At 61.8% G+C, this 25,849-nt stretch carries 23 protein-coding genes; 16 read left to right on the top strand and 7 right to left on the bottom strand.

Features of this window, described 5'->3' with window-relative positions:
• Positions 1-62 precede the first annotated feature (62 nt).
• The 3 genes from der to BT125_RS15090 all read left to right on the top strand — a co-directional run bounded on the left by der (position 63) and on the right by BT125_RS15090 (position 3,745).
• The gene (gene der / locus BT125_RS15080) at positions 63-1,535 is read left to right on the top strand and encodes a ribosome biogenesis GTPase Der (protein ID WP_072408094.1); all 1,473 of its coding nucleotides are present in this window, start codon (positions 63-65) and stop codon (positions 1,533-1,535) included.
• Positions 1,536-1,814: 279 nt separating this feature from the next.
• Positions 1,815-2,963 (top strand): pyridoxal phosphate-dependent aminotransferase, encoded by a 1,149-nt coding sequence (locus BT125_RS15085; protein WP_072408096.1) that lies wholly within the window; start codon positions 1,815-1,817, stop codon positions 2,961-2,963.
• On the top strand, positions 2,951-3,745 hold the full coding sequence (locus tag BT125_RS15090; protein WP_072408325.1) for an amidohydrolase: 795 nt from the start codon (positions 2,951-2,953) through the stop codon (positions 3,743-3,745). Before BT125_RS15085 ends, BT125_RS15090 begins: the two co-directional genes overlap by 13 nt.
• A 276-nt stretch (positions 3,746-4,021) precedes the next feature.
• Here BT125_RS15090 and leuA read toward each other — a convergent pair whose 3' ends face one another.
• The 3 genes from leuA to xseA all read right to left on the bottom strand — a co-directional run bounded on the left by leuA (position 4,022) and on the right by xseA (position 8,344).
• Positions 4,022-5,701, bottom strand: a complete 1,680-nt coding sequence (leuA, locus tag BT125_RS15095) for a 2-isopropylmalate synthase (protein WP_060739084.1) — start codon at positions 5,699-5,701, stop codon at positions 4,022-4,024.
• Positions 5,702-6,139: 438 nt separating this feature from the next.
• Complete coding sequence (locus tag BT125_RS15100) at positions 6,140-6,961, bottom strand: peptidoglycan DD-metalloendopeptidase family protein (RefSeq protein WP_072408098.1); 822 nt, start codon at positions 6,959-6,961, stop codon at positions 6,140-6,142.
• A 3-nt stretch (positions 6,962-6,964) separates the two neighbouring features.
• Positions 6,965-8,344 (bottom strand): exodeoxyribonuclease VII large subunit, encoded by a 1,380-nt coding sequence (xseA, locus tag BT125_RS15105; RefSeq protein ID WP_072408100.1) that lies wholly within the window; start codon positions 8,342-8,344, stop codon positions 6,965-6,967.
• A gap of 254 nt (positions 8,345-8,598) precedes the next feature.
• On the opposite strand from xseA, the gene BT125_RS15110 reads away from it, so the two are divergent.
• The 4 genes from BT125_RS15110 (at position 8,599) to guaA (ending at position 13,361) form a co-directional block, all read left to right on the top strand.
• On the top strand, positions 8,599-9,366 hold the full coding sequence (locus tag BT125_RS15110) for a sulfite exporter TauE/SafE family protein (RefSeq protein ID WP_072408102.1): 768 nt from the start codon (positions 8,599-8,601) through the stop codon (positions 9,364-9,366).
• Between the two features lie 66 nt (positions 9,367-9,432).
• Positions 9,433-9,981: a sugar ABC transporter ATPase gene (locus BT125_RS15115; RefSeq protein WP_072408104.1), complete on the top strand. Its 549-nt coding sequence runs from the start codon at positions 9,433-9,435 to the stop codon at positions 9,979-9,981.
• Between the two features lie 253 nt (positions 9,982-10,234).
• The gene (gene guaB, locus BT125_RS15120) at positions 10,235-11,704 is read left to right on the top strand and encodes an IMP dehydrogenase (RefSeq protein ID WP_060739079.1); all 1,470 of its coding nucleotides are present in this window, start codon (positions 10,235-10,237) and stop codon (positions 11,702-11,704) included.
• 79 nt (positions 11,705-11,783) lie between these two features.
• Entirely contained in the window at positions 11,784-13,361 is a 1,578-nt protein-coding gene (gene guaA, locus BT125_RS15125) for a glutamine-hydrolyzing GMP synthase (RefSeq protein ID WP_072408106.1), read from the top strand.
• A 207-nt stretch (positions 13,362-13,568) separates the two neighbouring features.
• On the opposite strand, the gene BT125_RS15130 is transcribed toward guaA, so the two are convergent.
• Positions 13,569-14,198, bottom strand: coding sequence for a TetR/AcrR family transcriptional regulator (locus tag BT125_RS15130; protein WP_072408108.1), 630 nt, complete (start codon positions 14,196-14,198; stop codon positions 13,569-13,571).
• A gap of 104 nt (positions 14,199-14,302) precedes the next feature.
• On the opposite strand from BT125_RS15130, the gene BT125_RS15135 reads away from it, so the two are divergent.
• The 4 genes from BT125_RS15135 (at position 14,303) to BT125_RS15150 (ending at position 17,572) form a co-directional block, all read left to right on the top strand.
• Complete coding sequence (locus BT125_RS15135) at positions 14,303-15,196, top strand: NAD(P)/FAD-dependent oxidoreductase (RefSeq protein ID WP_072408110.1); 894 nt, start codon at positions 14,303-14,305, stop codon at positions 15,194-15,196.
• 56 nt (positions 15,197-15,252) lie between these two features.
• Complete coding sequence (locus BT125_RS15140; protein ID WP_072408112.1) at positions 15,253-15,630, top strand: antibiotic biosynthesis monooxygenase family protein; 378 nt, start codon at positions 15,253-15,255, stop codon at positions 15,628-15,630.
• 169 nt (positions 15,631-15,799) lie between these two features.
• Positions 15,800-16,645 carry an alpha/beta fold hydrolase gene (locus BT125_RS15145; protein ID WP_072408114.1) on the top strand — a complete coding sequence of 282 codons (846 nt, stop codon included), beginning with the start codon at positions 15,800-15,802 and terminating at the stop codon, positions 16,643-16,645.
• 63 nt (positions 16,646-16,708) lie between these two features.
• The gene (locus BT125_RS15150) at positions 16,709-17,572 is read left to right on the top strand and encodes a class I SAM-dependent methyltransferase (RefSeq protein ID WP_072408116.1); all 864 of its coding nucleotides are present in this window, start codon (positions 16,709-16,711) and stop codon (positions 17,570-17,572) included.
• Positions 17,573-17,673: 101 nt separating this feature from the next.
• Here BT125_RS15150 and BT125_RS15155 read toward each other — a convergent pair whose 3' ends face one another.
• The gene (locus tag BT125_RS15155; RefSeq protein WP_072408118.1) at positions 17,674-18,585 is read right to left on the bottom strand and encodes a LysR family transcriptional regulator; all 912 of its coding nucleotides are present in this window, start codon (positions 18,583-18,585) and stop codon (positions 17,674-17,676) included.
• Between the two features lie 101 nt (positions 18,586-18,686).
• On the opposite strand from BT125_RS15155, the gene BT125_RS15160 reads away from it, so the two are divergent.
• Together BT125_RS15160 and BT125_RS15165 are read left to right on the top strand one after the other, a co-directional pair.
• Positions 18,687-19,013: a nuclear transport factor 2 family protein gene (locus BT125_RS15160; RefSeq protein ID WP_072408120.1), complete on the top strand. Its 327-nt coding sequence runs from the start codon at positions 18,687-18,689 to the stop codon at positions 19,011-19,013.
• Positions 19,010-19,792, top strand: coding sequence for an SDR family oxidoreductase (locus BT125_RS15165; protein ID WP_072408122.1), 783 nt, complete (start codon positions 19,010-19,012; stop codon positions 19,790-19,792). The genes BT125_RS15160 and BT125_RS15165 overlap by 4 nt, the downstream gene beginning before the upstream one ends.
• A 141-nt stretch (positions 19,793-19,933) precedes the next feature.
• On the opposite strand, the gene BT125_RS15170 is transcribed toward BT125_RS15165, so the two are convergent.
• Positions 19,934-20,545: a TetR/AcrR family transcriptional regulator gene (locus BT125_RS15170; protein WP_072408124.1), complete on the bottom strand. Its 612-nt coding sequence runs from the start codon at positions 20,543-20,545 to the stop codon at positions 19,934-19,936.
• Positions 20,546-20,649: 104 nt separating this feature from the next.
• Here BT125_RS15170 and BT125_RS15175 point away from each other — a divergent pair, with 104 nt between their 5' ends.
• Positions 20,650-21,564 (top strand): SDR family oxidoreductase, encoded by a 915-nt coding sequence (locus tag BT125_RS15175; RefSeq protein WP_072408132.1) that lies wholly within the window; start codon positions 20,650-20,652, stop codon positions 21,562-21,564.
• Positions 21,565-21,620: 56 nt separating this feature from the next.
• On the opposite strand, the gene treR is transcribed toward BT125_RS15175, so the two are convergent.
• Positions 21,621-22,325 (bottom strand): trehalose operon repressor, encoded by a 705-nt coding sequence (treR, locus tag BT125_RS15180; RefSeq protein WP_072408134.1) that lies wholly within the window; start codon positions 22,323-22,325, stop codon positions 21,621-21,623.
• A gap of 245 nt (positions 22,326-22,570) precedes the next feature.
• On the opposite strand from treR, the gene treP reads away from it, so the two are divergent.
• Together treP and treC are read left to right on the top strand one after the other, a co-directional pair.
• Positions 22,571-24,013, top strand: a complete 1,443-nt coding sequence (gene treP / locus BT125_RS15185) for a PTS system trehalose-specific EIIBC component (protein ID WP_072408136.1) — start codon at positions 22,571-22,573, stop codon at positions 24,011-24,013.
• A gap of 70 nt (positions 24,014-24,083) precedes the next feature.
• Positions 24,084-25,727, top strand: a complete 1,644-nt coding sequence (gene treC / locus BT125_RS15190) for an alpha,alpha-phosphotrehalase (RefSeq protein WP_072408138.1) — start codon at positions 24,084-24,086, stop codon at positions 25,725-25,727.
• Positions 25,728-25,849 lie beyond the last annotated feature (122 nt).

Consider the following 25,849-nt stretch of genomic DNA (forward strand, 5'->3'; position numbering starts at 1 on the left):
AGCACCAGCCGCTGCCTCGCAGCGGCTTTTGTATTTTCTGAAATAACGAAGTGGAGAGCCGCATGGTTCCCGTAATCGCCCTGGTGGGCCGACCGAACGTCGGCAAGTCCACCTTGTTCAACCGCCTGACCAGGACTCGCGACGCCATTGTCGGCGACTTGTCCGGTCTGACCCGTGATCGCCAATACGGTGAGGCCAAGTGGCAAGGGCGTACCTATATTCTGGTCGACACCGGCGGCATCTCCGGTGATGAACATGGCATGGACGAAAAAATGGCCGAGCAGTCGCTGCTCGCCATTGAAGAAGCCGATGTGGTGCTGTTCCTGGTAGACGCCAAGGCTGGTTTTACCGCCGCCGACCAGATGATCGCCGAGCATTTGCGCAAGCGTAACAAGCGTTCCTACGTAGTCGCCAACAAGGTCGACAACATCGACCCGGACATGGCCCGCGCCGAGTTCGCACCGTTGGGCATGGGCCAGGCGATCCCGATCGCCGGCGCCCACGGTCGTGGCATCACTCAGATGCTGGAAATCGCCCTGGAGAGTTTCCCCAAGGACGACTCGGAAGAGCCGGAAGAGGGCGAGGAAGAGATCGTTGCCGAGGGTGAGGAAGCCAAGCGCATTCCGGGCCCGAGCGAAAAAGACGGGATCAAGATCGCCATCATCGGCCGTCCCAACGTGGGCAAGTCGACGCTGGTCAACCGCATGCTCGGTGAAGACCGGGTCATCGTCTACGATCAGCCTGGCACCACCCGTGACAGCATCTACATTCCCTTCGAGCGTAACGAAGAGAAGTACACGCTGATCGACACCGCCGGTGTGCGCAAGCGCGGCAAGATCCACGAAGAAGTTGAAAAGTTCTCCGTGGTCAAGACTTTGCAGGCGATCAAAGACGCCAACGTGGTGATCTTCGTGATGGACGCCCGCGAAGGTGTGGTCGATCACGACCTGAACCTGCTGGGCTTCGCCCTGGAAGCCGGGCGTGCGCTGGTCATCGCGATCAACAAGTGGGACGGCATGACGCCGAGCGAGCGGGATTTCGTCAAGGTCGAATTGCAGCGCCGGCTGTTCTTCGTCGACTTCGCCGACATCCACTTCATCTCGGCCCTGCACGGCACGGGCGTGGGCAACCTCTACGCTTCGGTGCAGAACTCGTTCAAGTCGGCGGTCACCCGCTGGCCGACCAACCGCCTGACCCAGATCCTCGAAGATGCGGTAGGCGAGCATGCGCCGCCGATGGTCAACAACCGTCGGATCAAGCTGCGCTACGCCCACTTGGGCGGTGCCAACCCGCCGATTATCGTGATCCACGGTAACCAGATCGAGAAGGTGCCCAAGTCGTACGTCCGTTACCTGGAAAACACCTACCGTCGCGTCCTGAAGCTGGTCGGCACGCCGATCCGCATCGAGTTCAAGGGCGGCGAGAACCCGTACGAAGGCAACAAGAACACGCTCACCGACCGCCAGGTCAACAAGAAGCGCCGCTTGATGTCGCACCACAAGAAGGCCGACAAGAAGCGCCGCGACAAGCGTTGATCGGACCTGCTGTCCAGAGGAGCTTTTGTGGCGAGGGAGCTTGCTCCCGCTGGGTTGCGAAGCAACCCCAAATCTATCAGCGGCCACGCTGTAGCAGATGGAAGGCAAGGGGCTGCTACGCAGCCCAGCGGGAGCAAGCTCCCTCGCCACAGAGTCTTCCTGCGATTCTGCGACAAGAGAAGGGTGCCCTTTGTGGCACCCTTTTTCATGCCCGGCGATTGGGCTATCCTCGACCTCTCCCGCGCCGCACCAGAGCCGGGTGCAGAGCAGGGACCCTTCATGATCACCAGCAAGTTGCCGAACGTCGGCATCACGATTTTCACCCAGATGTCCCAGCTCGCCGCGCAGACGGGCGCGCTGAACCTGTCCCAGGGTTTTCCCGATTTCGATGGCCCGCAGGCCCTGCGCGATGCGGTTGGCCGGCACATTGCTCAAGGCCATAACCAGTACTCACCGATGACCGGCCTGCCGGCGCTGCGCCAGCAGATCGCGGCGAAGATCGCCCGTAGCTACGGCGCCAACGTCGATGCCGATCAAGAGGTCACCGTGACCCCTGGTGCGACCCAGGCGATTTTCTGTGCCATCGCGGCGGTGGTCCACAGCGGTGACGAAGTGATCGTTTTCGATCCGAGCTATGACAGCTACGAGCCTTCCGTCCTATTGGCCGGTGGGCGCTGCGTGCACGTGCCATTGAGCCTGGATGACTTCGCCATCGACTTCGAGAAGCTCGGCGAAGCCCTGAGCCCGCGCACGCGCATGATCATCCTCAACTCGCCGCACAACCCCAGCGGCGCCCTGATCAGCCGCGCCGAACTCGATCAGTTGGCGACGCTGATTCGCGACCGTGACATCTACCTGGTCAGCGATGAGGTCTACGAACACCTGGTGTTCGACGGCATCGCCCACGCCAGTGTCCTGGCCCATGAAGAACTGTACCGCCGCGCCTTCGTGGTCAGTTCGTTCGGCAAGACCTACCACGTCACCGGCTGGAAAACCGGCTACGTGGTGGCGTCAGCGGCCCTGACGGCAGAGCTGCGCAAGGTGCACCAGTACGTCAGCTTCTGCGGCGTGACGCCGTTGCAGTACGCCCTGGCCGACTACATGGCCGAACATCCGGAACACGTCGACGAACTGCCGGACTTCTACCAGGCCAAGCGCGATCTGTTCTGCGATCTGCTGGCTCCGTCACGGTTCAGCTTCAGGCGCGTGACCGGTACTTATTTCCAGTTGGTGGATTATTCGCGGATTCGCCCGGACCTCAATGACGTCGACATGGCGGTGTGGATGACCCGCGAGCATGGCGTGGCGACGATTCCGATCTCGGTGTTCTACCAGGACCCACCCCAAGGCCAGCGCCTGGTGCGCCTGTGCTTTGCCAAACGCGAGGAGACGCTGCGCGAAGCGGCGGAAAAACTATGCGTGATTTGAGCGCGTTGCCGGACCTCGACATTGCCCTGGTCCAGACCACCCTGGCCTGGCACGACCGCGAGGCCAACCTGGAACATTTCGAAGCGCTGCTCGAGCAGGCGCGTGGGGCTGACCTGATCATCCTTCCGGAAATGTTCACCACCGGTTTTTCCATGGAGTCCGACACCCTGGCGGAGCCGGAAAACGGCCCGACACGCCAGTGGCTCAAGGCCCAGGCCGCGAAGTTGGACGCGGTCATCACTGGCAGTGTGATCATCCAGGATGCTGACGGCAGCCACCGCAACCGCTTGCTGTGGGCGCGGCCGGACGGAGAAGTGTTGCATTACGACAAGCGCCATCTGTTTCGCATGGCCGGCGAGCACAACCACTACACGCCGGGCGAGCGGCAGGTGCTGTTCGAACTCAAGGGCTGGCGGATTCGCCCGTTGATTTGCTACGACCTGCGCTTTCCGGTGTGGAGTCGCGACGCCGAGGACACCGACCTGCTGCTGTACACCGCCAACTGGCCCGGAGCGCGACGTCTGCACTGGAACCGGCTGCTGCCGGCCCGGGCGATCGAGAACCTGTGCTACGTGGCGGCGGTCAATCGCGTCGGCACCGACGGCAAGGGCTTCGCCTACACCGGTGACAGCCAGGTGCTGGATTTCCAGGGTGAAACCTTGCTCAGCGCCGGTGACGCGGATGGTGTGTTCACGGTGTGTTTGCAGGCGGCGGACCTGGCGGCGTATCGCACACGGTTTCCGGCGAACCTGGATGCCGATCGCTTCGAATTCACGAATTGAAACGACTCAGCCTTAAAGAACGGTGTTGCGTGCTGATAACCGGTCAGCCAAGGAGAAGTTCTATGACCCGACTTGGATTGCCTGACAGGTCGCCATCGCGAGCAAGCTCGCTCCCACAGGGGGCTGAGGTGGGCACAGGATTTCGGCTTCACTGAAGATCCAGTGTGGGAGCGAGCTTGCTCGCGATAAGGCCCGTACAGTCAGCACCCAACCATCAGCCAAACAAAAGGCCCCAGGGTTCACACCCTGGGGCCTTTTTGCATTTCAGCCCAGGGATCAGGCCGCCTTGGCTTCCGGCTGGCTCAGCGAGCGGTTCAGCGCACTGAACAGCGCCTTGAAGCTCGCCGTGGTGATGTTCTCATCGATACCCACGCCATGCACCGCACGCTCGCCGTTGACTCGCAGTTCGATGTAGGCCGCCGCCTTGGCATTGGTGCCGGCGCCGATGGCGTGTTCGTTGTAGTCCATGATCTCCACCGGAATCGGCAGGCCGGCCACCAGCGCTTCCAGGGCGCCGTTGCCCTTGCCGCGCCAGTGCAGGTTGGTCTCGCCCTGGCCCTTGCTTGCCACTTCCACTTCTACGGCACTGTTGCCGTTCTCTTCCTGCAGGCGATGGCTGACCAGCGCGTACGGGGTGTTGGCTTGCAGGTATTCACGCTGCAACAGGCCGTGGATCTGCTGGGCGGTCATTTCCAGGCCCAGGCGATCGGTTTCCCGCTGTACCACTTGGCTGAACTCGATCTGCATGCGACGCGGCAGGCTGATGCCGTATTCCTGTTCCAGCAGGTAAGCGATACCGCCTTTGCCCGACTGGCTGTTGACGCGAATCACCGCCTCGTAGCTGCGACCGATGTCGGCCGGGTCGATCGGCAGGTACGGCACTTCCCACAGGGTGTCCGGTTTCTGCTGGGCGAAGCCCTTGCGGATGGCATCCTGGTGCGAGCCGGAGAACGCGGTGTGGACCAGGTCGCCGACGTACGGATGACGCGGGTGCACCGGGATCTGGTTGCACTCCTCAACCACTTTGCGCACGCCGTCGATGTCGGAGAAGTCCAGTTCCGGGTTGATGCCCTGGGTATAGAGGTTCAGCGCCACGGTCACCAGGTCGACGTTACCGGTGCGTTCGCCGTTGCCGAACAGGCAGCCTTCGACACGGTCGGCACCGGCCATCAGGCCCAGCTCGGTGGCGGCCACGCCGGTGCCACGGTCGTTGTGGGTGTGCAGGCTGATGAGCACGCTGTCACGGCGGGTGATGTTGCGGTGGAACCACTCGATCTGGTCGGCGTAGATGTTCGGGGTGGCGACTTCCACGGTAGCGGGCAGGTTGAGGATCACCTTGCGCTCGGGCGTCGGGTTCCAGACTTCGATCACCGCGTCGCAGACCTCCTTGGCGAACTCCAGCTCAGTGGCGCTGAAGGTTTCTGGCGAGTATTCGAACTGCCATTGGGTTTCCGGCTGCTGAGCGGCGTATTTGACGAACAGTTTGGCCGCGTTCACCGCGATTTCCTTCACGCCTTCCTTGTCCTGGTTGAACACGATGCGGCGGAACGACGGGCAGGTGGCGTTGTACAGGTGGACGATGGCTTTTTTCGCGCCGCGCAGGGATTCGAACGTACGGGCGATCAAGTCTTCACGGGCCTGGGTCAGCACCTGGATGGTGGTGTCGTCCGGGATGTGGCCTTCTTCGATGAGGGTACGCACGAAGTCGAAGTCGGTCTGGGAAGCGGCCGGGAACGATGCCTCGATTTCCTTCACGCCCACCGCGACCAGGGTTTTCCAGAAGCGCAGCTTCTTGACCGCGTCCATCGGCTCGATCAGCGACTGGTTGCCGTCGCGCAGGTCGGAGCTGCACCAGATCGGCGCGGCGGTGATGGTCTTCGACGGCCAGGTGCGATCCGGCAGGTTGATGGTCGGGAAGGCACGGTATTTGGAAGACGGGTCTTTGAGCATGCTCATGGGGAAATCCTTATTGTCGTGGCCGGAAAAAGGCGGCCTGCCGGTGGTTCGAATGGGGTGGCTTCACAGCCGGGACGAGGTGCCGCGATTCACCCCGGCAGTCGTGCGCTGACGAGGCACAGGCTGCGGTGCTGGCGAAGCTGGATGAGGGTGTGAGAGGTTTTCATGCCTCAACCCTAACCGCGTGAACGGCGGATCGCAAGCAGTCGGAAAAAATTGAGAGAACTTCTGCTTTTGAGCGGGTTTGCGAGATTTAATCGCGCATGTTCGAGATGTCGATATTGGAAATTGCGTCGATGTTTTGAGCTTGGCAATTCACAGGCGGTGGCGATGCGGCTACCGTCATCGCGAGCAAGCTCGCTCCCATAGGGGGGCACAACACATCCCAATGTGGGAGCGAGCTTGTTCGCGATGAGGCCAGTAGCCCCAGCGCACATCTCAGGGTTGGAAAGCACCGATGAAAATCGCCGGATCCACCCGCGCATCATTCAGGCTGATATTCCAGTGCATATGCGGCCCGGTCGCCCGACCCGTGGAACCGACCTTGCCCACCACGGTGCCCCGGGCCAGTTGCTGGCCGACCTTCACGTCGATCTTCGACATGTGGCAGAACATGCTGATGAAACCCTGGCCATGGTCGACGAACACCGTATTGCCATTGAAGAAGTAATTGCCGGTGAGGATCACCTTGCCGGCGGCCGGAGTCTTGATCGGTGTACCGGCGGGCACGGCGAAGTCCAGGCCGGCGTGGGGGTTGCGCTCCTCGCCATTGAAGAAGCGGCGTACGCCGAACTTGCTCGACAGTGGGCCGTTGACCGGCTTGTCCAGCAGCAGGTTGCTGGGAATGTTCGGGCTGAAGCTGCGATAGGCCTTCAGTTGCACCGCCAGCTCGGCGTCGATGCGCTTGAGGTCCGCCGGGTTCGGGTTGACCTGGCGCTTGTTCTTCAGGGTGATGTGTTGCTCGGGGTATTTTTTGTAGCCGACCACGAACGGCTGGGTGGCGCCGCCACTGCTGATTTGTTGGGTGCCGGGCTGGACCGTCAGCGGAATGCCGACAATCGCCAGCCAGTTCTGCTGTTCCTTGACCACCAGCACCGGCTTGCCCTGGTAAGTGGCTTTGGGTGCCTGGGCCGCGCTGCCCAGGTCCACCACGGCCACGCCGCCGGGCACCGGCTTGTTCAACAAGCGAGTGATGTAACTGTCGGCGTGGGCATTGAACGTCAGGCACAACAACAGCAGTGGGGCGAGATAGCGCGGCATGAATCAGTCCAGTAAAGAAAGGGTGACTGGCGTCAGGTGATTGTCTTCGACCCGCACCAGCAGTTCGCCTTCGCCGAGCTTGGCGGTCAGGCGCTGGCCGGTCTGGGTTTGCCCGGCGCTGCGGATCGCATGGCCGCGTTCGTCGAGCAAAATGCTGTAGCCGCGGCCAAGGGTCGCCAGGGGGCTGACGATGTGCAGCGTCTGCATCTGGTTGTGCAATTGCACGCGGCGCGCCTTGAGGCCTTCGCGCATCGCCCGGGGCAGGCGTTCGGCCAGGCTGTCCAGGCGCTGGCGCAGTAACGCCAGGTGTCGGCCCGGATGTTGCCCGGCCAAGCGGGTTTCCAGGCGGATCAAGCGTTCGCGGCGGGTATTGAGGCTGCGCTCGAAGGCCCGGCGCAGGCGCATGTCCAGGTCGTCGAGGCGCTGGGCTTGCTGGCGCAGGCGTTCGCCGGGATGACGCAGGCGCCGGGTGAGGCCTTCGAGGCGCAATTGATCGCGCATCAGGCGGTCGCGCATGCGCATCACCAGTCGGCGATGCAGGCTTTCGACCCGGCGCACCAGGTCGCCGGCATCCGGAGCCAGCAGTTCAGCGGCGGCAGACGGGGTCGGGGCGCGCACGTCGGCGACGAAATCGCTGATGGACACGTCGGTTTCATGGCCGACGGCGCTGACGATTGGCGTGACGCAGGCATCCACCGCCCGGGCCACGGCTTCTTCGTTGAAGCACCATAAGTCTTCCAGCGAGCCGCCGCCCCGGGCCAGGATCAGCGCATCGAAACCGCGGGCATCGGCCAGCTTCAGGGCGCGGACGATTTGCCCGGTGGCTTCGCGGCCTTGCACGGCGGTGGGAATCAAGGTCAGGGATATCTGCGGCGCCCGGCGGCGGAACACGCTGATGATGTCGCGGATCACCGCGCCCGTGGGCGAACTGATGATGCCGATGCGTTGCGGATGGGCCGGCAACGGCACCTTGCGTTCGGCGCTGAACAGGCCCTCGGCGCTGAGTTTTTCCTTCAGGGCATCGAAGGCCAGGCGCAGGGCGCCATCGCCGGCCGGCTCCACGGTGTCGAGGATCAACTGATAATCGCCACGGCCTTCGAACAGCGAAACCTTGCCGCGTACCTTCACCGCCAGCCCGTCCTTCAAGGCCTGGCGCACCCGGGCGGCATTCTGCCGGAACAGCGCGCAACGCACCTGGGCACCGCTGTCCTTGAGGGTGAAGTACACATGGCCGGAGGCCGGACGGGCAAGGTTGGAGATTTCGCCCTCGACCCAGATGTTGCTGAACACGTCTTCAAGCAACACCCGGGCACGGCCGTTGAGCTGGCTGACAGTCAGGACCTCGCGGTCCAGGCCCAGTCGGGCAAAGGGATCTTTAATCATGGGCGGCATGATAAGGGCATTCGCTGGTGAATCTCCATGTGTGCAGACAATTCCTTCTGTGCGCTTTCTGTCAGATCGAGTCGTCCCCTTCGCGAGCAAGCCCGCACCCACAGGGGATATCAGCGCTTTCAAGGTTGACGCTGTACCTGTGGGAGCGGGCTTGCTCGCGAATGCGGTAGTTCAGCCACCACAAATGCTGGATATGCCACCAGCCTCTGGCTAAAGTCGCTGCTTCGTCATCAGGGACGTGCCGGATGAATCTTCTGTCGTGGTTGGGCCAGTGGGCATTTGCCCCCATGCAATGGCTGGTGATCGGCTCGGCCATTACCCTGGCCTACATCGTGTTCGGCATCGCCGGGTTCGGCACGGCACTGGTGGCCGCGCCCATCCTGTTGCTGTTCATGCCATTGTCGAAGATCATCCCGCTGCTGGTCCTGCTCGACTTTGTCGCGGCCTTCGGCAACCTGTTGCCATCGCGTCGGGATGTGTCCCGGCCGGAGCTGCTGCGGTTGCTGCCGTGCATGGCACTGGGCTGCACCCTGGGGGTGATTTTCCTGCTCAACCTCAAGTCCGACCTGTTGTTGCTGTTGATGGGGCTGTTCATCAGCAGCTATGCCATCTATAGCCTGTTGATAAAAACCCGGCCGACGCAGTTGTCATCGCGGTGGGCGTTTCCGATGGGCACGGTGGGCGGAATGTTCGGGGCGTTATTTGGCAGTGGTGGCTTTTTATATGCCATCTACCTGAACAGCCGCTTGCCCAAGGACCCGGCCCGGGCCACGCAAAGCGCCTTGATCAGTTGCAGCACGGTGGTGCGCTTGAGCCTGTTTATCGTCGCCGGCGTGTATGCCGAGCTACCCTTGTTGGTACTGGCGCTGTGTTTGTTGCCGGCCATGGCGCTGGGGCTGTGGGTGGGTCGTCGCCTGACCATGAGGTTGTCGCGCGAGGCGTTCGTGCGCTTGGTGACCTGGCTGGTGCTCGCCAGCGGCATTGCCTTGATCGGGCGTTACCTGAGTGCTTGACCTGGCTCGGCCAGGGATTAAGCTGCCGGCCTTTATTCGCCCCCATGGGAACCTCCAGGTCTCGTCATGAATTCGCAAAGCATCATCGTCCCGAAAATTTCCACCCTGCCGGTCCACGAGCCCCGGGCCCGGGCGATCGTGCGCTGGCTGGTGCGCAAGAACATCGTCGAAGAACAACTGACCACCTGCGGGCGCACCGGCAATCGCATGGCCCACGCCATCGCCCCCGGTGCCCGCGACGTGGTAATGCACCCCGAAGCCTTGCCGTTCGGCGAAGCGATCAATGGCCTGGAGATCATCACCAAGCGCTGCATCTATACGCCGGCCAAGGGCTTTCTTGAAGAGGCCGGCTGTGCCGAGTGCCGCAAGGAAGTCGGCGAGGCGCTGTTCGAAAGCCTGGAAGACTGGATGCCCGCGCGCACCGACAACTTCACCTGCCCCGAGTGTGGGCACGAAGATGACATCAACGGCTTCCTGTTCCTGCAGCCGTGCGGCTTTTCCAACCTGGGGTTCATCTTTAATAACTGGCTGGAGGCGGGGTTCAAGCAGGACTTTCTCGATGAGTTTGCCGATTGGCTGGATCAGCCGGTGAGTTGGGTGAGGGTGGAGTTGTAGGTGAGGGGGCATGCAGTCCCGTGGCGAGGGAGCTTGCTCCCGCTCGGTTGCGCAGCAACCGCCAAAAGCCGGGGCCGCTTCGCAGCCCAGCGGGAGCAAGCTCCCTCGCCACAGGGGTTCTGTGTTGTATAAGAGTGTGGTGGTTTTGCCCCGTCAATCAGCCCGCCAATAATAGACAGAGTTTTACATTGAGCCAGACGGGGTCCATGAGTATAATGGCGCGCTTCCATTTTCCCGCTCGGGAGCCCCCGCGATGCTGCGTATCAGCCAAGAAGCTCTGACCTTCGACGACATTCTCCTAGTGCCCGGTTATTCCGAAGTACTGCCCAACGAAGTCAGTCTCAAAACCCGTCTCACCCGTGGCATCGAACTGAATATCCCCCTGGTTTCCGCCGCCATGGACACCGTGACCGAAGCCCGTCTGGCCATTGCCATGGCCCAGGAAGGCGGTATCGGTATCATCCACAAGAACATGACCATCGAACAGCAGGCCGCCGAAGTGCGCAAGGTCAAGCGGTTCGAGGCTGGCGTGGTCAAGGATCCGATCACCATCGAGGCTGACGCCACGGTCCGGGATCTGTTCGAACTGACCCGCATGCACAACATCTCCGGCGTTCCGGTACTGCACGATGGCGACCTGGTCGGCATCGTCACTTCCCGCGACGTGCGTTTCGAGAACCGTCTCGATGCTTCCGTCCGCCAAGTGATGACGCCCAAAGAGCGCCTGGTCACGGTCAAGGAAGGCACCAACAAGGACGAAGTCCGCGAGTTGCTGCACAAGCACCGTATCGAGCGTGTGCTGATCGTCGACGACAAATTCGCCCTCAAGGGCATGATGACCGTCAACGACATCGAAAAAGCCAAGGCCTACCCGCTGGCGAGCAAGGACGACCAGGGTCGTCTGCGCGTCGGCGCTGCGGTCGGCACCGGCAAGGACACCGGCGACCGCGTCGCCGCCCTGGTCAATGCCGGCGTTGACGTGGTGGTGGTCGACACCGCCCACGGTCACTCCAAAGGCGTGATCGACCGCGTTCGCTGGGTCAAGCAGAACTTCCCTGACGTGCAGGTGATCGGCGGCAACATCGCCACCGGCGAAGCTGCCAAGGCCCTGGCCGAAGCTGGCGCCGACGCGGTCAAGGTCGGTATCGGCCCTGGCTCGATCTGCACCACCCGTATCGTCGCCGGTGTCGGCGTGCCGCAGATCAGCGCCATCGCCAACGTCGCCGCCGCCCTTGAAGGCACGGGCGTGCCGTTGATCGCCGACGGCGGTATCCGCTTCTCCGGTGACCTGTCCAAGGCCATTGTCGCCGGTGCCTACTGCGTGATGATGGGTTCGATGTTCGCCGGTACCGAAGAAGCGCCGGGCGAGATCGAGCTGTTCCAGGGCCGTAGCTACAAGGCTTATCGCGGCATGGGTTCGCTGGGCGCCATGTCCCAGGCCCAGGGCTCTTCCGACCGTTACTTCCAGGACTCCTCCGCGGGTGCCGAGAAGCTGGTGCCGGAAGGCATCGAAGGTCGCGTGCCGTACAAAGGCACCCTGAGCGCCATCATCCATCAATTGATGGGCGGCCTGCGTTCCTCCATGGGCTACACCGGCAGCGCCGACATCGAAGAGATGCGCACCAAGCCGGAATTCGTGCGCATCACCGGCGCCGGTATGGCCGAGTCCCATGTCCACGACGTGCAGATCACCAAGGAAGCGCCGAACTACCGCGTAGGTTAAGGCTTCCAGCAAAACGTTAATCACCGGGGCTGTTCATTCAGCCCCGAGTTGTTTCTGATTCACTACATGAGAATGAGTCATGGCCCTCGACATTCACGCTCACCGCATCCTGATCCTCGACTTCGGTTCCCAGTACACCCAGCTGATCGCCCGCCGCGTGCGTGAAATCGGCGTGTACTGCGAACTGCATCCGTTCGATATGGATGACGAAGCGATTCGCGAATTCGCTCCGAAAGGCGTCATCCTCGCCGGCGGCCCCGAGTCCGTGCACGAAGCCGACAGCCCGCGCTGCCCGCAAGCCGTGTTCGACCTGGGCGTGCCGGTCTTCGGTATCTGCTACGGCATGCAGACCATGGCCGAGCAACTGGGCGGCAAGGTCGAAGGTTCGGACCTGCGTGAGTTCGGTTATGCCCGCGTCGACGTGGTCGGCAAGAGCCGCCTGCTGGACGGCATCGAAGACCACATCGACGCCGACGGCCTGTTCGGCCTGGACGTGTGGATGAGCCACGGTGACAAGGTCACCAAGATGCCGGAAGACTTCCACATCCTGGCCAGCACCCCCAGCTGCCCGATTGCCGGCATGTTCAACGATGATCGCCGTTACTATGGTGTGCAGTTCCACCCTGAAGTGACCCACACCAAGCAGGGCGGCCGCATCCTGTCGCGCTTCATCCTCGACATCTGCGGGTGCGAAGCCCTGTGGACCCCGTCAAAAATCGCTGAGGACGCCATCGCCCAGGTCCGTGCCCAGGTCGGCACCGACAATGTTTTGCTGGGCCTGTCCGGCGGCGTCGACTCCTCGGTGGTTGCCGCATTGCTGCACAAGGCCATTGGCGACCAACTGACCTGCGTCTTCGTCGACAACGGCCTGCTGCGCCTGCACGAAGGTGAGCAAGTGATGGCCATGTTCGCCGAGAACATGGGCGTCAAGGTGATCCGCGCCAACGCCGAAGAGCAGTTCCTGAACAACCTGGCCGGCGAGTCCGACCCAGAGAAGAAACGCAAGATCATCGGCCGCACCTTCATCGACGTGTTCGATGCCGAATCCTGCAAGCTGGACAACATCAAGTACCTGGCCCAGGGCACCATCTACCCTGACGTGATCGAGTCGGCCGGCGCCAAGAGCGGCAAGGCCCACGTGATCAAGTCCCACCACAACGTCGGCGGCCTGCCAGAGGAAATGAACCTCAAGCTGGTCGAGCCGCTGCGCGAATTGTTCAAGGACGAGGTTCGTCGCCTCGGTCTCGAACTGGGCCTGCCCTACGACATGGTCTACCGCCACCCCTTCCCGGGCCCGGGCCTGGGCGTGCGGATCCTCGGTGAAGTGAAGAAGGAATACGCCGACCTGCTGCGTCGCGCCGACCACATCTTCATCGAGGAACTGCGCAAGGCCGACTGGTACCACAAGGTCAGCCAGGCGTTCGTGGTGTTCCAACCGGTGAAATCGGTGGGCGTGGTCGGCGATGGCCGTCGTTACGCCTGGGTCGTGGCCCTGCGTGCCGTGGAAACCATCGACTTCATGACCGCTCGCTGGGCACACCTGCCCTACGAGCTGCTGGAAACCGTTTCCGGGCGCATCATCAACGAAATCGAAGGCATCTCCCGCGTCACGTATGACGTGTCGAGCAAGCCGCCGGCGACGATTGAGTGGGAATGATGGGGCGTCCGGCATTGTCCGGCACCCATTAGCAGGAAATGCCCTGAAGCCCGCGTAATTGCGGGCTTTTGGCTTTTTGGGGAAATGCCCTGCTGGGTGCTCGATACCCTGTCGTCTTGGCAGGGAAGGGCCTGGGATCAAATCTCTTGATCAGCCAGGTTTCGTTGGGTTCTCTCGTGACGCATGAGTACTTTTTCGGGCATGGCGTTATTTTTCGTGCGCGGCGATGAACATGGCGACGGCCGCTCGGCAATAGGATTCGATTTCATTGTCGTCCTCTGCTCTGGCCTCATCGAAGCGCGCGATCATCAGGAGATCGGATCCTTTGAAAAGCGCGGCAAACAAACGGGCGGACCGCAGAGGATCGGGCACGTTCAGCACCGCCTTCGCGTGCAACTGACGCAACAGGGCCTCGATCTGGGCAATGACATAGGCGGGGCCGGCTTCGTAATGGCGCTTGCTTAACGATTTTTGATTCGTCTTGTCGGCCATGATCATGGCTTCGACACTGCGCACGTCGGGGCTCAGCAACGTGCGAAGCAGGGATGTTCCCACCGCCATGAGCTGATCTGCCGCCGAACCGCCGACGCCTTCAATAAGGGCCTGCGGTGCAAACTGTTGGCAGTGGGCCGCAATGGCCGCACTGAACAGCGCCTCCTTGTTCTCGAAGTGCCGATAGATGCTGAGCTTGGATATCTTCGCCCGCTGGGCGACCTTGTCCATTGTCGTCGCTTGAAAACCCAATTCCACAAAAAGTTCGCCCGCGGCGTCGATGATCGTCTGGCCTAGCGCATCGTTGACGGGGCGGCCGCGTCGGCCCTGACTGTTTCCGCTCATAAAATTCCAGTACTTGACAGTATCTAAATTCGTGAATTATGGTACTCCATAGTTTCTTAATTGTGCAAGCGATCTCCCTTCATCACAGCACGGAGCCCATCACCATGAATGACGTCATCATCATCGGCGGCAGTTTTGCCGGTCTTGCCGCCGCCCTGCAGCTTGGCCGTGCCCGCCGCAAGGTCACCGTTCTCGATACCGGCCTGCCGCGCAATCGCTTCGCCGACCACTCCCATGGCCTGCTCGGCCACGACCACAAGCCACCGCTGGAGATCCTGGCCGAGGCGCGACAGCAGCTGGCGCGCTATTCCACGATCAAACTGGTCACTGCTCGGGCCGAGAGCGTCTCCGGCGCTATCGACGATTTCTCCGTCCTCACGGGCGAGGGCGAAACCCTCAGGGCGCGCCGCCTGATCCTGAGCTATGGCGTCGCCGACCAGATGCCTGAACTGCCTGGCTTTGCCGAAGGCTGGGGCACCTCCATCGTGCCTTGCCCCTATTGCGACGGCTTTGAAGTTGCCGGCCGGCATTGGGGCCTCGTCTGGTCCGGCCCAATGTCGCACAACTACGTCAGGCTGTACCACGACTGGACCGACACATTGACGGTCTTCGCCAATGGTCACGACATTCCACCCGACATCCGGGCCGATCTGGCGCGCCGTGGCATCCCTGTCGTCGATGGTCGGATCACCGAAATCGACCATGACGAGAGCCATAACGCCACCGTCAGGCTCGACGCCGGCCCCTCTGTCGCGGTCGACATCCTGTTCGCGCATCCGCTCAACAAGCCGTCCGCACGCCTGCATGAATCGCTGGGTCTCGCCACGGTCGATACGCCCCAGGGCATCGTCCTCAAGGTCGACGAGCGCCGCGAAACCAGCGTGCCCGGCATCTACGCCGCCGGCGACCTCGCCAACCCCGCAATGCCCTCGGTCACCACGGCATCATGGCAAGGCGCGACGGCGGGCATCTTCGCCCAGCAGTCGATGCTGGTTTGAGATCAAGCAGCATCGATCACGCCAATTCCAACTTCACAATAGACGCGAGTGCCACCATGGAAGTCCTGAAGAAATTCAAGCCGCTAGACGATAAATTCCCGCTTGAGCGCCAACTCGGCATCTCGGCCGCGCCAATCGTACTTATCAACATATTCACGGTCGGTTCCGCCGACGAAGCGGGCTTCCTGGACGCCTTCAAGGCGGCAGGCGAAACCCTGAAGCAGCAGCCGGGCTTCATCTCCACCCAACTGCACCGAGCGATCGGTGATAGCCCGACGTTCCTGAACTATGTGGTGTGGGAGTCCACCGAGACGCTCCGCGATGCCTTCGCTCGTCCCGAATTCGTCGCGAAGGTTTCGGCCTATCCGTCATCCGTCGTAGCCACCCCGCACTTGTTCCAGAAGGTTGCCGTCCCCGGCTTTTGCACGGCCTGACTCCAGAAATATGGCAAGGCGCGATGGCGGGTACCTTCGCCCAGCAGTCGGTGCCGGCTTGAGAGCACAGATTGGAGATGAGCATGGAGGCGCACATGTCCAAGACCAGAAAAACCGAAGCCAGCATCAGCATTCTCGCCCGACCACTCTTGAAAAAAGGCTGACACACATGGAGTTCGAACACGTCACTTTCGACCTGCCACACGGCACCTTTCATGCGCTGAAGGGGGGGGATCCCGATGGTCAACCGACGATCGTCTTGCACGGTTTCCCGGATCATCCGCCGACCGCGAAGCCCTTCCTTGCTGAGCTCGGCCGCCGTGGCCGTCACGTCATCGCACCCTGGCTTCGCGGTTACTCACCGTCCCCGACTGCGGGCCCGTTCGACTTCGCAGCCCTCACCAGCGACGTGCTCGCGCTGATCGACCGCTGGTCTCCGGGGCGAGCCGTGGAGTTGATTGGCCACGACTGGGGCGCCCTGATCACCTATGACGCCTGCGTCACCGCGCCGGAGCGGATCGAACGCGCGGTCGCGCTCGCAATCCCTCACCCACTCACGTTCATGAGCCGGCTGACGCGCCCCGCTCAACTGCGTCGGAGCTCGTACATGGGGCTCTTTCAACTGCCTGGAAGCGGCTGGATCGCCACCGCCCGCGATCTCGCCTTCATCGACCGCCTCTGGCGTCAGTGGTCGCCCGGCTTCTCGCTCGATCCCGCTCTCAAGGCAGAGCTACACGATCATCTGCGCAAGAGCATGCCCGCGCCCCTAAAATATTACCGGGCGATGCTGCGCCCCGGCATGATTGGGGCGACGCGCCGCATGTCTCAGCCGATCACGGTGCCCCTGTTGCAGCTTCACGGTGCCAACGACGGCTGCATCCTCCCCGCGCAGGTCGACGACCGACATCGGTTCGCCGCCCCGCACGCGATGGAGATCGTCCCCGGCGTCGGTCACTTCCTGCACATCGAGGCCCCTGAGGCGATCGCGGAACGGATCGCGGCATGGGCCAAGTAGCGTCCTTTCCTTGCCTCGATCAAAGGGTAGCTGGTTAAGAACGAATCAAAACGAGGAGATGTCATGACAGAGCAAAAAGCCTCTCAGGTCGCCGACTGGAATGGCCAAAGCGGAGAGTACTGGGCCGCCAACCAGGCCCGGCTCGACGCCATGTTTGCGGTGTTCGGCCAGGCCGCGATCGAAGCCGCCGCGCCCGCCACGGGGGAACGCGTGCTGGACGTCGGCTGCGGTGCGGGCGCGTCGAGCCTGGCTCTGGCCGCCCGCGTCGGCGCGGGCGGCCATGTACTGGGCGTGGACATATCCGAACCGCTGATCGGCCGAGCGCGCGCACGGGCGCCCCAGGATACGTCGGCCCAGTTCCGGGTAGCCGACGCCAGCCGCGCCGAGCTGCCCGAGGGCGCGTTCGACATCTTGTTCTCGCGTTTCGGAGTGATGTTCTTCGACGATCCGACAGGGGCGTTCGCCCATATGCGACGCGCGCTCCGGCCGGGCGGGCGGGTCGCTTTCGTCTGCTGGCGCGGCGTGGCCGAGAACGATTGGGTTCGCCTGCCGATGAGCGCGATCAAGGGCATCGTCCCACTGACCACACCGACCGATCCCGAAGCGCCCGGCCCATTCTCGTTCGGCGACCGGGGGCGGGTGACACGCATCCTGACGGCGGCCGGCTTCACCGGTATCACTATCGCGCCCTTCGATGCTTCCATCCCGTTCGGCGAGGGCGGGACGCGGGACGCGGCTATCGACGACGCGGTGAAGATGGCGTTCGAAGGCGGCCCATTATCGCTTGTGCTCGCTGATCAGCCCGACGACATCCGTGCCCGCGCCTGGGCCGCGGTTCGTGCCGCCTTCGCGGGCCTCCCCGGCGAGCGGTCGGTGATGATCGACGGCGCGGCGTGGATCGTCATGGCATGCAATCCGGCAAGCTGACAGGGGGCTGGCGGTAAAAGCCGTCATGCACCGGAGGAAAAACCTCGATGCTTACCGACACCGCACTGCGTAACTTCAAGTCAAAGTCCAAGACGCTTGCCCTAGAGCTGATCGAACGGTTTTCGATCCAAGAGACAGTCGATGAACGCCCCGAGGAGGGCGGGTCGATGCTGGCGGCTCGGATAGTAGAGGAACAGCCCCGGGCGTGAAATCGACCAGTCCGGCAGGACCTGGACCAGCCGTCCCTGGGTCAAGAGCTCGCCCACGCCATCTCGCTCGAAGTGATAGGCAATGCCGAGCCCGTTCAGCGCGGCAGCAATGCCGATGTCGGCATGATTGGTGACGACGGGGCCGTCCACCGCCACTTCGACTCGCTGCCCTCGTTTCTCGAACTCCCAACGATATTGCCTGCCGTCCATCTGGAGTCGCCAGTTGATGCATGTATGGTCATGCAAATCGGCAGGTGACTTGGGGGTTCCTCTGCGCGCGATATAGTCCGGGGAGGCCACGGCCACCATGTTCAGGTCCGGCGTGAGGCGCACGGCAACCATGTCTTTCTCGAGCTGGCCACCCACGCGGATGCCCGCATCAAAGCGGCCAGAGACGATATCGGCGAGCGCGTCGTCGACCACGATGTCGAGAACCACGTCAGGGTGTGCTTGATGGAAGCGTGAAAGCCGGGGTGCGATGATGGTCCGCGCTGCGATCCCCAGCGTGTTGATGCGAAGCGTGCCGCTCATCTGTCCTGTCGCCTCACTGGCTTGGGCGACTGCAGCAGCCATCTCCCGAAACAATGGCGCTATGCGTCTGTAGAGCCGTTCGCCACTGGCCGATGGCGCGACGCTTCGAGTTGTGCGATTCAGAAGGCGAGCGCCGATGCGGCCTTCGAGTTGCCGAATGGTCTGGCTGAGTGCCGACGGCGATAGGCCCAAATGCTCTGCAGCTCGGGCAAAGCTCTGGCGCTCCACGACGGCTACGAAGGCCTTCAGTTCAGCGAAGTCGGATCCACGCATTCTGTATCGTTTCCTAAGCAACCTATAAAGATTCTAGTGTATTCACTGAATTCAGGTAGACGCGCATCCTGAGGCCTTCGCTGACCCCATGGAGCCAAAACTTGAATACCTTGACCCTTCCTGAGCCTATTGCCGCGTACTTCGCGGCGGAACACAACCCCGACGCCTTGGCGCGCTGCTTCACCGCGCAAGCCGTCATGAAGGACGACGGCCGTACCTACACGGGCGTCGACGCCATCAAGGCCTTTATGGCCGAGGCATCGGCCAAGTACAGCGCGACGAGCGTGCCGTTCGCCATTGAGGGAGAGGACGGCTTTCAAGTTGTCCGCGCCAACGTCACCGGCAACTTCCCTGGCAGCCCGATCGTTCTGTCCTACCGCTTTCGCCTTGAACGCGGCCTGATCGCATCGCTGGAGATCACGGCATGAGCTTCGACCTTCATCTGAATGGCCTGCGGACATTGGTCACCGGCGGCACGCTGGGCCTTGGCGCTGCCGTCGTGAAAACCCTTGTGGAGGCCGGTGCTCGGGTGGCGACATCCGCGCGCACCCTGCCAGCGGAGCCGGTGGAGGGCGTCAACTACGTGGCTGCCGATCTGTCGACGGCGCAAGGTACGAATCACCTTGCTCAGACCGTCCTGCAGGACTGGGGCGGCGTCGATATCCTGATCAACGTGCTCGGCGGTTCGAACACTCCCGGTGGCGGTTTCGCCGCGATCAGTGATGAGCACTGGTTCGCCGAGCTGAACCTGAACTTGATGCCTGCCGTACGCCTGGATCGTGCGTTGCTGCCAGCGATGCTGGCTCAGGGCTCCGGCGTCATCATCCACGTCAGCTCCATCCAGCGCGTGCTGCCTTTGCCCGAGTCCACCACCGCCTACGCCGCAGCCAAGGGGGCCCTCACGACCTACAGCAAGTCTCTGGCGAGAGAGGTGACGCCGAAGGGCGTTCGCGTGTTGAGCGTTGCGCCGGGCTGGATTGAGACCGAGGCTTCCGTAGCGTTTGCGCAGCGGATGGCGGCAGACGCCGGAACGGATTACGAGGGCGGCAAGAAAATCGTCATGGATTGGCTGGGAGGCATTCCAGTGGGTCGACCGGCCACACCACAAGAGGTCGCCGATTTGATCGCTTTCCTGGCGTCCCCGCGGTCTGCTTCGATCGCAGGAGCCGAGTATCGGATCGACGGCGGCACCGTTCCGACAGTTTAGCCAACAGCCGCAACTGGCTGAACACTGGCCGCGTGACCTCGCAGCATGGCCCGGCGTACGCCGAGGCTTTTCCCGAACCGGACGTGGCAGTTCTGCCGCGTCCGGTATCAATGTCCACCCGCAAATGCCCCGTCGCTACAGTCAAAGCTCTGTTTTCAAACTGTCAAAGGCGTCCTGCAGGAACTTGGCCACCGGCCTTCGCTGGCCGGTCTGATCCCGCCACGCCTGGAGCGCGAGTCTCATCGCACCGACGGACACCACAGCCACCATCCGAAGGGCCAACCGCCGCTCAGGCTGCCGCCAGACTTCACACAGCGCGTTGAACAGCGCTTGTTCCTGTTGCGCGTAGTACGCCTGCTTGCGCGCAAGCAGCGATTCGCTCGAACGCATGAGATTGTCCACGGCTGTCATCTGCTCGGTCGTATAGCGCGCGATGTGCTTGACCATCACATCGCGAACAGCATCGAGTGGCGGTACGTCGGGCGATGTCTTCAGCAGATCGGCAATCAGCCTGGCCGAATCGGCGTCCTGCCAGAACAAGATGATGTCGTCCTTCGATTTGAAGTACGAGAAAAACGTGCGGCGCGAGATACCAGCCGCTGCCGCGATGGTGTCCAGCGTTGTGCCTTCGTAACCGTTGACGAGGAACAAACGCTGGCCGGCCTCGGCGATGCGCTGGCGTGTTTCGCGGCGCTTGCTTTCCCGCAAGCCTTCTGTGGGTGCTGCGTCTGCGGGAGGGATGGATTCTGACATTCCGATGGCCTATTGCATTTCTGCACTGAGTGCAGCAAAGTTAGCACTAAGTGCATATTTATATGCACCTAGTGTATGTTCCGACTTCTCGGCAGGCAAGGATCATGACCCACTGGACAGTTTCCGACATCCCTTCCCAACGCGGCCGTACGGCGGTCGTCACCGGTACTGGCGGCCTTGGCTTGCAAGACGCGCTGGCGCTGGCCCGTGCCGGTGCGAATGTCATCATCGCCGGTCGAAATCCGTCGAAAGGCGCCGCAGCAGTCGATCAGATTCGCCAAAGGGTTCCCGGCGCGAATGTGACTTTCGGGGCACTGGACCTCGCCAGCCTCGAATCCATCGAGTCGTTCGGCGAGCGTCTGCGAAGTTCGCGCGACAGCCTGGACTTGCTGATCAACAACGCGGCAGTGATGGCGCCGCCGAAGCGTGAGGTGACTTGCGACGGATTCGAGTTGCAGTTCGGCACGAACTACCTGGGTCACTTCGCCTTGACTGCTCAACTGCTGCCGCTGCTGCGCAAGGGCAACAAGCCCCGGGTGGTCAGCCTTTCAAGCGTCGCCGCCCGAAGCGGCACGATCGACTTCGATGATCTGCAAGCTCAGCGCAGCTACAAGCCGATGCCGGTTTACAGCCAATCGAAACTCGCTTGCCTGATGTTCGCCCTTGAATTGCAACGCCGCAGCGATGCTGGGGGCTGGGGCATCCAGAGCGTCGCTGCTCATCCTGGCATTTCGCGCACTGATCTGTTGCCCAATGGCGCCGGCGCACGGAGCGTTCCGGGCATGGCTCGTCGTTACATGTGGTTCCTGTTCCAGCCGGCGGCGCAGGGGGCGTTGCCGACCCTCTTCGCCGCGACGTCACCGCAGGCACAAGGCGGTGTCTATTACGGCCCGGACAGGCTCGGCGAAACACGCGGCTATCCAGCCATTGCCAAGGTTCCTGCGCAAGCACTGGACACGAGCGTTGCTGCGAGGCTGTGGCTTGAGTCGCAAGGGCTTACGGAAGCGGTCTTTCGGTAAACCAACCGTGCATAAACACATTGCCTATGCTTCGCGACTGCCAATCACACACGACTTCAGCGCCGCGCCACATCCGAAAAATAAAACTTATCCAGGGTATGCCGTGATTCGGTGTACTCGAACTGTCGGCCGTCCTGGAGAAAGGTCTGGTTGCTGACCACGATGACGTGGCTTTGGCCGTCGAGGTCCAGGTGTTGCTGGTCGTCCTTGCCGCAGCGAACCGCTTCGATGGTGCGCTGGGCATAGGCGATTTGCAGCTGCAGGGTCTGTTCGATGAAGGCGTAGATCGAGCGCTCGGCGATGTCGCGGGTCAGGCCGGGGATCACGTCGCTGACGAAATGGTTGATGTCCAGGATCACCCGTTTGCCGTCGATTCGTCGTACCCGCTTGATGCGCGTCACCTGGCTGCCGGCGGGTGCCTTGATGTGCTCGAGCAGGGCACCTTCCAGGGGCATCTGGCTGAATTCGACCACATCGGTGCTGACGTCGTCGCCCAGGCGCGGGTACGTCTCCTGGAAGCTGACGATGCCGCCGAGCTGGAATTCGATGGGGGAGGTCGACAGCACGAAGGTGCCCTTGCCGTGGATCTTCTGGGCAAAACCACGTTCCTGAAGCTGTTCGATGGCCTTGCGCACGGTGCCTCGACTGGCCTGGTAGCTGTCCATCAGTTCGGTTTCCGAAGGCAAGCGGGCGCCACGCTCCAGGCGTTCAGTGGTAATGCTGGTCAGCAGATCGTTGTAGATCCGGTTGTATTTATTCATGGAGAGGGCTCTGTACCGCGCTGTTCACCGGGGCGGAACCTTAAGGGCCAAGTGGGGGATTTGTCCATTCGGCTGTCATTATTTGATGAGAGGAGCGTAGGACGTTTCCTTTTTTCAGGGGGGGCATCATAAACAATTTCAAAACTCGTCTGTACGAGTTGTTGATTTAACTCGTACAGACGAGTACTTTCCCTTCCACGTGCTGTCGACTCTCAATAACAAGAATGACGCGGAAGAAAAAAAGCATGAGCCACGACTACTCCAAAATCGCCAGTGAGCTGCTGCAAAGCCTCGGTGGCGTCGACAATATCGAGCAAGCAGCCCATTGCGTGACGCGCCTGCGCCTATCCCTCAAGGACGCCGCCCGGGTGAACAGCGCAACGCTGAACCAGATCGACCTGGTCAAGGGCTCGTTTTTTACCGGCGGGCTGTTCCAGGTAGTCATCGGCCCAGGCGAAGTGGAAAAGGTCTACGCCGCCCTGCGGGAGCTGACGGGGCTGGCCGCCGCGACCATTGCCGACGTCAAGCGCCAGGGCGCGCAGAAGGGCAACGGCATGCAGCGCCTGGTACGGGTGCTTTCCGACGTGTTCATGCCGATCCTGCCCGCCTTGGTGATCGCCGGCCTGTTGATGGGCGTCAACAATCTGCTGGGGGCCAAGGGCATGTTCATTGCCGGCCAGACGTTGCTCGACGCGTATCCGAACCTGGACGGTGTCTGGAGCCTGATCAACCTGATGGCCAACACCTCCTTCGTCTTTCTGCCGGCCCTGGTGGGCTGGTCGGCGGCCAAGCGTTTTGGCGGCAGTGAAATCCTCGGCATCGTGCTGGGCCTGATGTTGGTCCACCCGGACCTGCTCAACGCCTGGAACTACGGCAAGGCCGTGGCGGGGCTGGACGGCCAGAGCCTGCCCTATTTCGATATCTTCGGCTGGTTCCGGATCGAAAAAGTCGGCTACCAGGGGCAGATCCTGCCGATCCTGCTGGCGGCCTATGTCATGAGCGTGATCGAGAAATGGTTGCGTGCCAGGGTGCCCAATGCCATCCAGCTGCTGGTGATTCCCATCACCACCATTGTGGTCACCGGGGTGCTGGCCCTCGCCATCATCGGGCCGGTTACCCGGCACCTCGGGATCCTGATCACCGAAGGCATGGTGGCGCTGTTCGACCTGGCGCCGGTGATTGGCGGCGCGATTTTCGGCCTGCTCTATGCGCCGCTGGTAGTCACCGGCATGCACCACATGTTCCTGGCGGTGGACCTTCAGTTGATCTCGACCCAGGGCGGGACCTTTATCTGGCCGATGATCGTCATGTCCAACCTGGCCCAGGGTAGCGCGGCGCTGGCGGTGTTCTACATGACCCGCAGTGCCCGGGACAAGAGCATGGCGTCCACCTCGGCTATTTCCGCTTACTTCGGCATCACGGAACCGGCGATGTTCGGGGTCAACTTGCGCTACAAATTCCCCTTTTATTGCGCCTTGGCCGGTTCGGCCCTGGGCTGCATTTTCCTCTCGTTGAACAAGATCAAGGCCTCGGCCATTGGCGTGGGAGGCTTGCCGGGTTTCATTTCGATCGTTCCCGACGCCATACCCATGTTCGTGATCGGCATGGTCATCGCCATGAGCGTGCCCTTTGCCCTGACCTGCGCGTTGAGCATGAAGATCGTCCGGCCCGGGTATCGCGTCGCCTGACCTCCATGTAGCCGGGCTGCCTGCAATGAAACCTGCGGGCCAGCACCCAACAGACTGAAGGAATCTCGCCATGCAAGACTGGCAACGCTCAGTGATCTATCAGATTTATCCAAAGAGTTTCTACAGCCACGGCGGCCAGGCCACCGGTGATTTGCTGGGCGTCGTGGACAAGCTCGATTACCTGAACTGGCTGGGAGTCGACTACCTGTGGCTCACCCCGTTCCTGCGTTCCCCGCAACGGGACAATGGTTACGACATTAGCGATTACTACACCATTGACCCCAGCTACGGCACCATGGCCGATTGCGAGTTGTTGATCGCCGAAGCCAACAGGCGCGACATCAAGCTGATGCTCGATATCGTCGTCAACCACACGTCCATCGAGCACCCCTGGTTCCAGGCTGCTCGCAGCAGCCTCGACAACCCGTACCGCGATTTCTATATCTGGCGCGACCAGCCCAACAGTTGGGAATCCAAATTCGGTGGTTCTGCCTGGGAGTACGAAGCACAGACCGGTCAGTATTACTTGCACCTGTTCGACCACACTCAGGCCGATCTGAATTGGGACAACCCGCAGGTACGCGCCGAAGTGTTCAAGATGATGCGATTCTGGCGGGACAAGGGCGTGGGCGGCTTCCGTCTCGATGTGATCAACCTGATCTCCAAGCCGGCCGACTTTCCTGACGATCACACCGATGGCCGACGTTTCTATACCGATGGCCCGAACGTACACCGCTATCTGCAGGACATGCACCGGGAAGTCTTCGAAGGCTTCGACCTGATCAACGTTGGCGAGATGTCGTCCACCAACCTTGAGCACTGCGTTCGTTACTCGTGCCCGGACTCACGGGAGTTGTCGATGACCTTCAACTTCCATCATTTGAAAGTGGATTACCCGAACCTGCAAAAGTGGGTGCGGGCCGACTTCGACTTTTTAGAGCTCAAGCGCATTTTGTCCGACTGGCAGACCGGCATGCAGGCCGGTGGCGGCTGGAACGCACTGTTCTGGTGTAACCATGATCAGCCGCGGGTGGTGTCGCGTTTCGGGCAAGACGGAGAGTATCGGGTGGTCTCGGCGAAGATGCTCGCCACCGCGCTGCACTTTCTCCAAGGCACGCCTTTCGTGTACCAGGGCGAGGAACTCGGGATGACCAATCCGGGCTTCGATCACATCGATCAATACCGCGATGTGGAAACCCTGAACATCTACCGCCTCAAGCGCAACGCCGGAGTGTCTGAAGCCGAGGCCATGGCGCCGATCATGCAAAAGTCCCGCGACAACGGGCGTACGCCGATGCAATGGACTGCCGGGCCGAATGCGGGTTTCAGCCGTGCCGAACCCTGGATCGATGTACCCGCCAACGCGGCCTTCATCAATGTCGAACAGCAACTGCAAGACCCTACCTCGGTACTGCATTACTACCGTCGCTTGATTGCCCTACGTCGCAGCGAAGCCCTGATCCAGGACGGTGTCTATCGTCTGCTGCTGCCCGAGCATCCCTATGTGTGGGCGTACCTGCGCGAAGGCCAGGGCGAGCGCCTGCTGGTCGTCAGCCACTTTTACGGTGGCGACTGCGAAGTCCAGTTGCCCGAAGGGACCCTCTCCGGCGACACGAAGCAACGCTGGGTGATCGGCAACTACGACCGCCAACATCGTGAGCGACGATTGTTTCTACGCCCCTACGAGTCGTTCGTGCTGCACCTGAGCGACTGAATAAACGTCATTTCTGACCCAGGCATTGCCTGATAGCGATCACGTTGCGCTCGACGCACCGTGTGCCCTTTATCGCCCATTCGTTGGCAGGCGAAGGACGATTGAAGTGCATCAAAAAACAA

This window comes from Pseudomonas sp. NFACC04-2 (assembly GCF_900119265.1).
GTDB classification, from domain to species: Bacteria; Pseudomonadota; Gammaproteobacteria; order Pseudomonadales; family Pseudomonadaceae; genus Aquipseudomonas; species Aquipseudomonas fluorescens_AA.

What these genes read in the sequence shown, in the direction of transcription:
- guaA (WP_072408106.1), top strand. Translation starts at nt 11,784, where the DNA reads ATGGCCCTCGACATTCACGCTCACCGCATCCTGATCCTCGACTTCGGT.
- BT125_RS15165 (WP_072408122.1), top strand. Translation starts at nt 19,010, where the DNA reads ATGAGCTTCGACCTTCATCTGAATGGCCTGCGGACATTGGTCACCGGC.
- guaB (WP_060739079.1), top strand. Translation starts at nt 10,235, where the DNA reads ATGCTGCGTATCAGCCAAGAAGCTCTGACCTTCGACGACATTCTCCTA.
- BT125_RS15130 (WP_072408108.1), bottom strand. Translation starts at nt 14,198, where the DNA reads ATGAGCGGAAACAGTCAGGGCCGACGCGGCCGCCCCGTCAACGATGCG.
- BT125_RS15170 (WP_072408124.1), bottom strand. Translation starts at nt 20,545, where the DNA reads ATGTCAGAATCCATCCCTCCCGCAGACGCAGCACCCACAGAAGGCTTG.
- treR (WP_072408134.1), bottom strand. Translation starts at nt 22,325, where the DNA reads ATGAATAAATACAACCGGATCTACAACGATCTGCTGACCAGCATTACC.
- BT125_RS15115 (WP_072408104.1), top strand. Translation starts at nt 9,433, where the DNA reads ATGAATTCGCAAAGCATCATCGTCCCGAAAATTTCCACCCTGCCGGTC.
- der (WP_072408094.1), top strand. Translation starts at nt 63, where the DNA reads ATGGTTCCCGTAATCGCCCTGGTGGGCCGACCGAACGTCGGCAAGTCC.
- BT125_RS15145 (WP_072408114.1), top strand. Translation starts at nt 15,800, where the DNA reads ATGGAGTTCGAACACGTCACTTTCGACCTGCCACACGGCACCTTTCAT.
- treP (WP_072408136.1), top strand. Translation starts at nt 22,571, where the DNA reads ATGAGCCACGACTACTCCAAAATCGCCAGTGAGCTGCTGCAAAGCCTC.
- BT125_RS15150 (WP_072408116.1), top strand. Translation starts at nt 16,709, where the DNA reads ATGACAGAGCAAAAAGCCTCTCAGGTCGCCGACTGGAATGGCCAAAGC.
- BT125_RS15100 (WP_072408098.1), bottom strand. Translation starts at nt 6,961, where the DNA reads ATGCCGCGCTATCTCGCCCCACTGCTGTTGTTGTGCCTGACGTTCAAT.
- BT125_RS15085 (WP_072408096.1), top strand. Translation starts at nt 1,815, where the DNA reads ATGATCACCAGCAAGTTGCCGAACGTCGGCATCACGATTTTCACCCAG.
- leuA (WP_060739084.1), bottom strand. Translation starts at nt 5,701, where the DNA reads ATGAGCATGCTCAAAGACCCGTCTTCCAAATACCGTGCCTTCCCGACC.
- BT125_RS15090 (WP_072408325.1), top strand. Translation starts at nt 2,951, where the DNA reads ATGCGTGATTTGAGCGCGTTGCCGGACCTCGACATTGCCCTGGTCCAG.
- BT125_RS15110 (WP_072408102.1), top strand. Translation starts at nt 8,599, where the DNA reads ATGAATCTTCTGTCGTGGTTGGGCCAGTGGGCATTTGCCCCCATGCAA.
- BT125_RS15175 (WP_072408132.1), top strand. Translation starts at nt 20,650, where the DNA reads ATGACCCACTGGACAGTTTCCGACATCCCTTCCCAACGCGGCCGTACG.
- BT125_RS15135 (WP_072408110.1), top strand. Translation starts at nt 14,303, where the DNA reads ATGAATGACGTCATCATCATCGGCGGCAGTTTTGCCGGTCTTGCCGCC.
- BT125_RS15155 (WP_072408118.1), bottom strand. Translation starts at nt 18,585, where the DNA reads ATGCGTGGATCCGACTTCGCTGAACTGAAGGCCTTCGTAGCCGTCGTG.
- xseA (WP_072408100.1), bottom strand. Translation starts at nt 8,344, where the DNA reads ATGATTAAAGATCCCTTTGCCCGACTGGGCCTGGACCGCGAGGTCCTG.
- BT125_RS15140 (WP_072408112.1), top strand. Translation starts at nt 15,253, where the DNA reads ATGGAAGTCCTGAAGAAATTCAAGCCGCTAGACGATAAATTCCCGCTT.
- treC (WP_072408138.1), top strand. Translation starts at nt 24,084, where the DNA reads ATGCAAGACTGGCAACGCTCAGTGATCTATCAGATTTATCCAAAGAGT.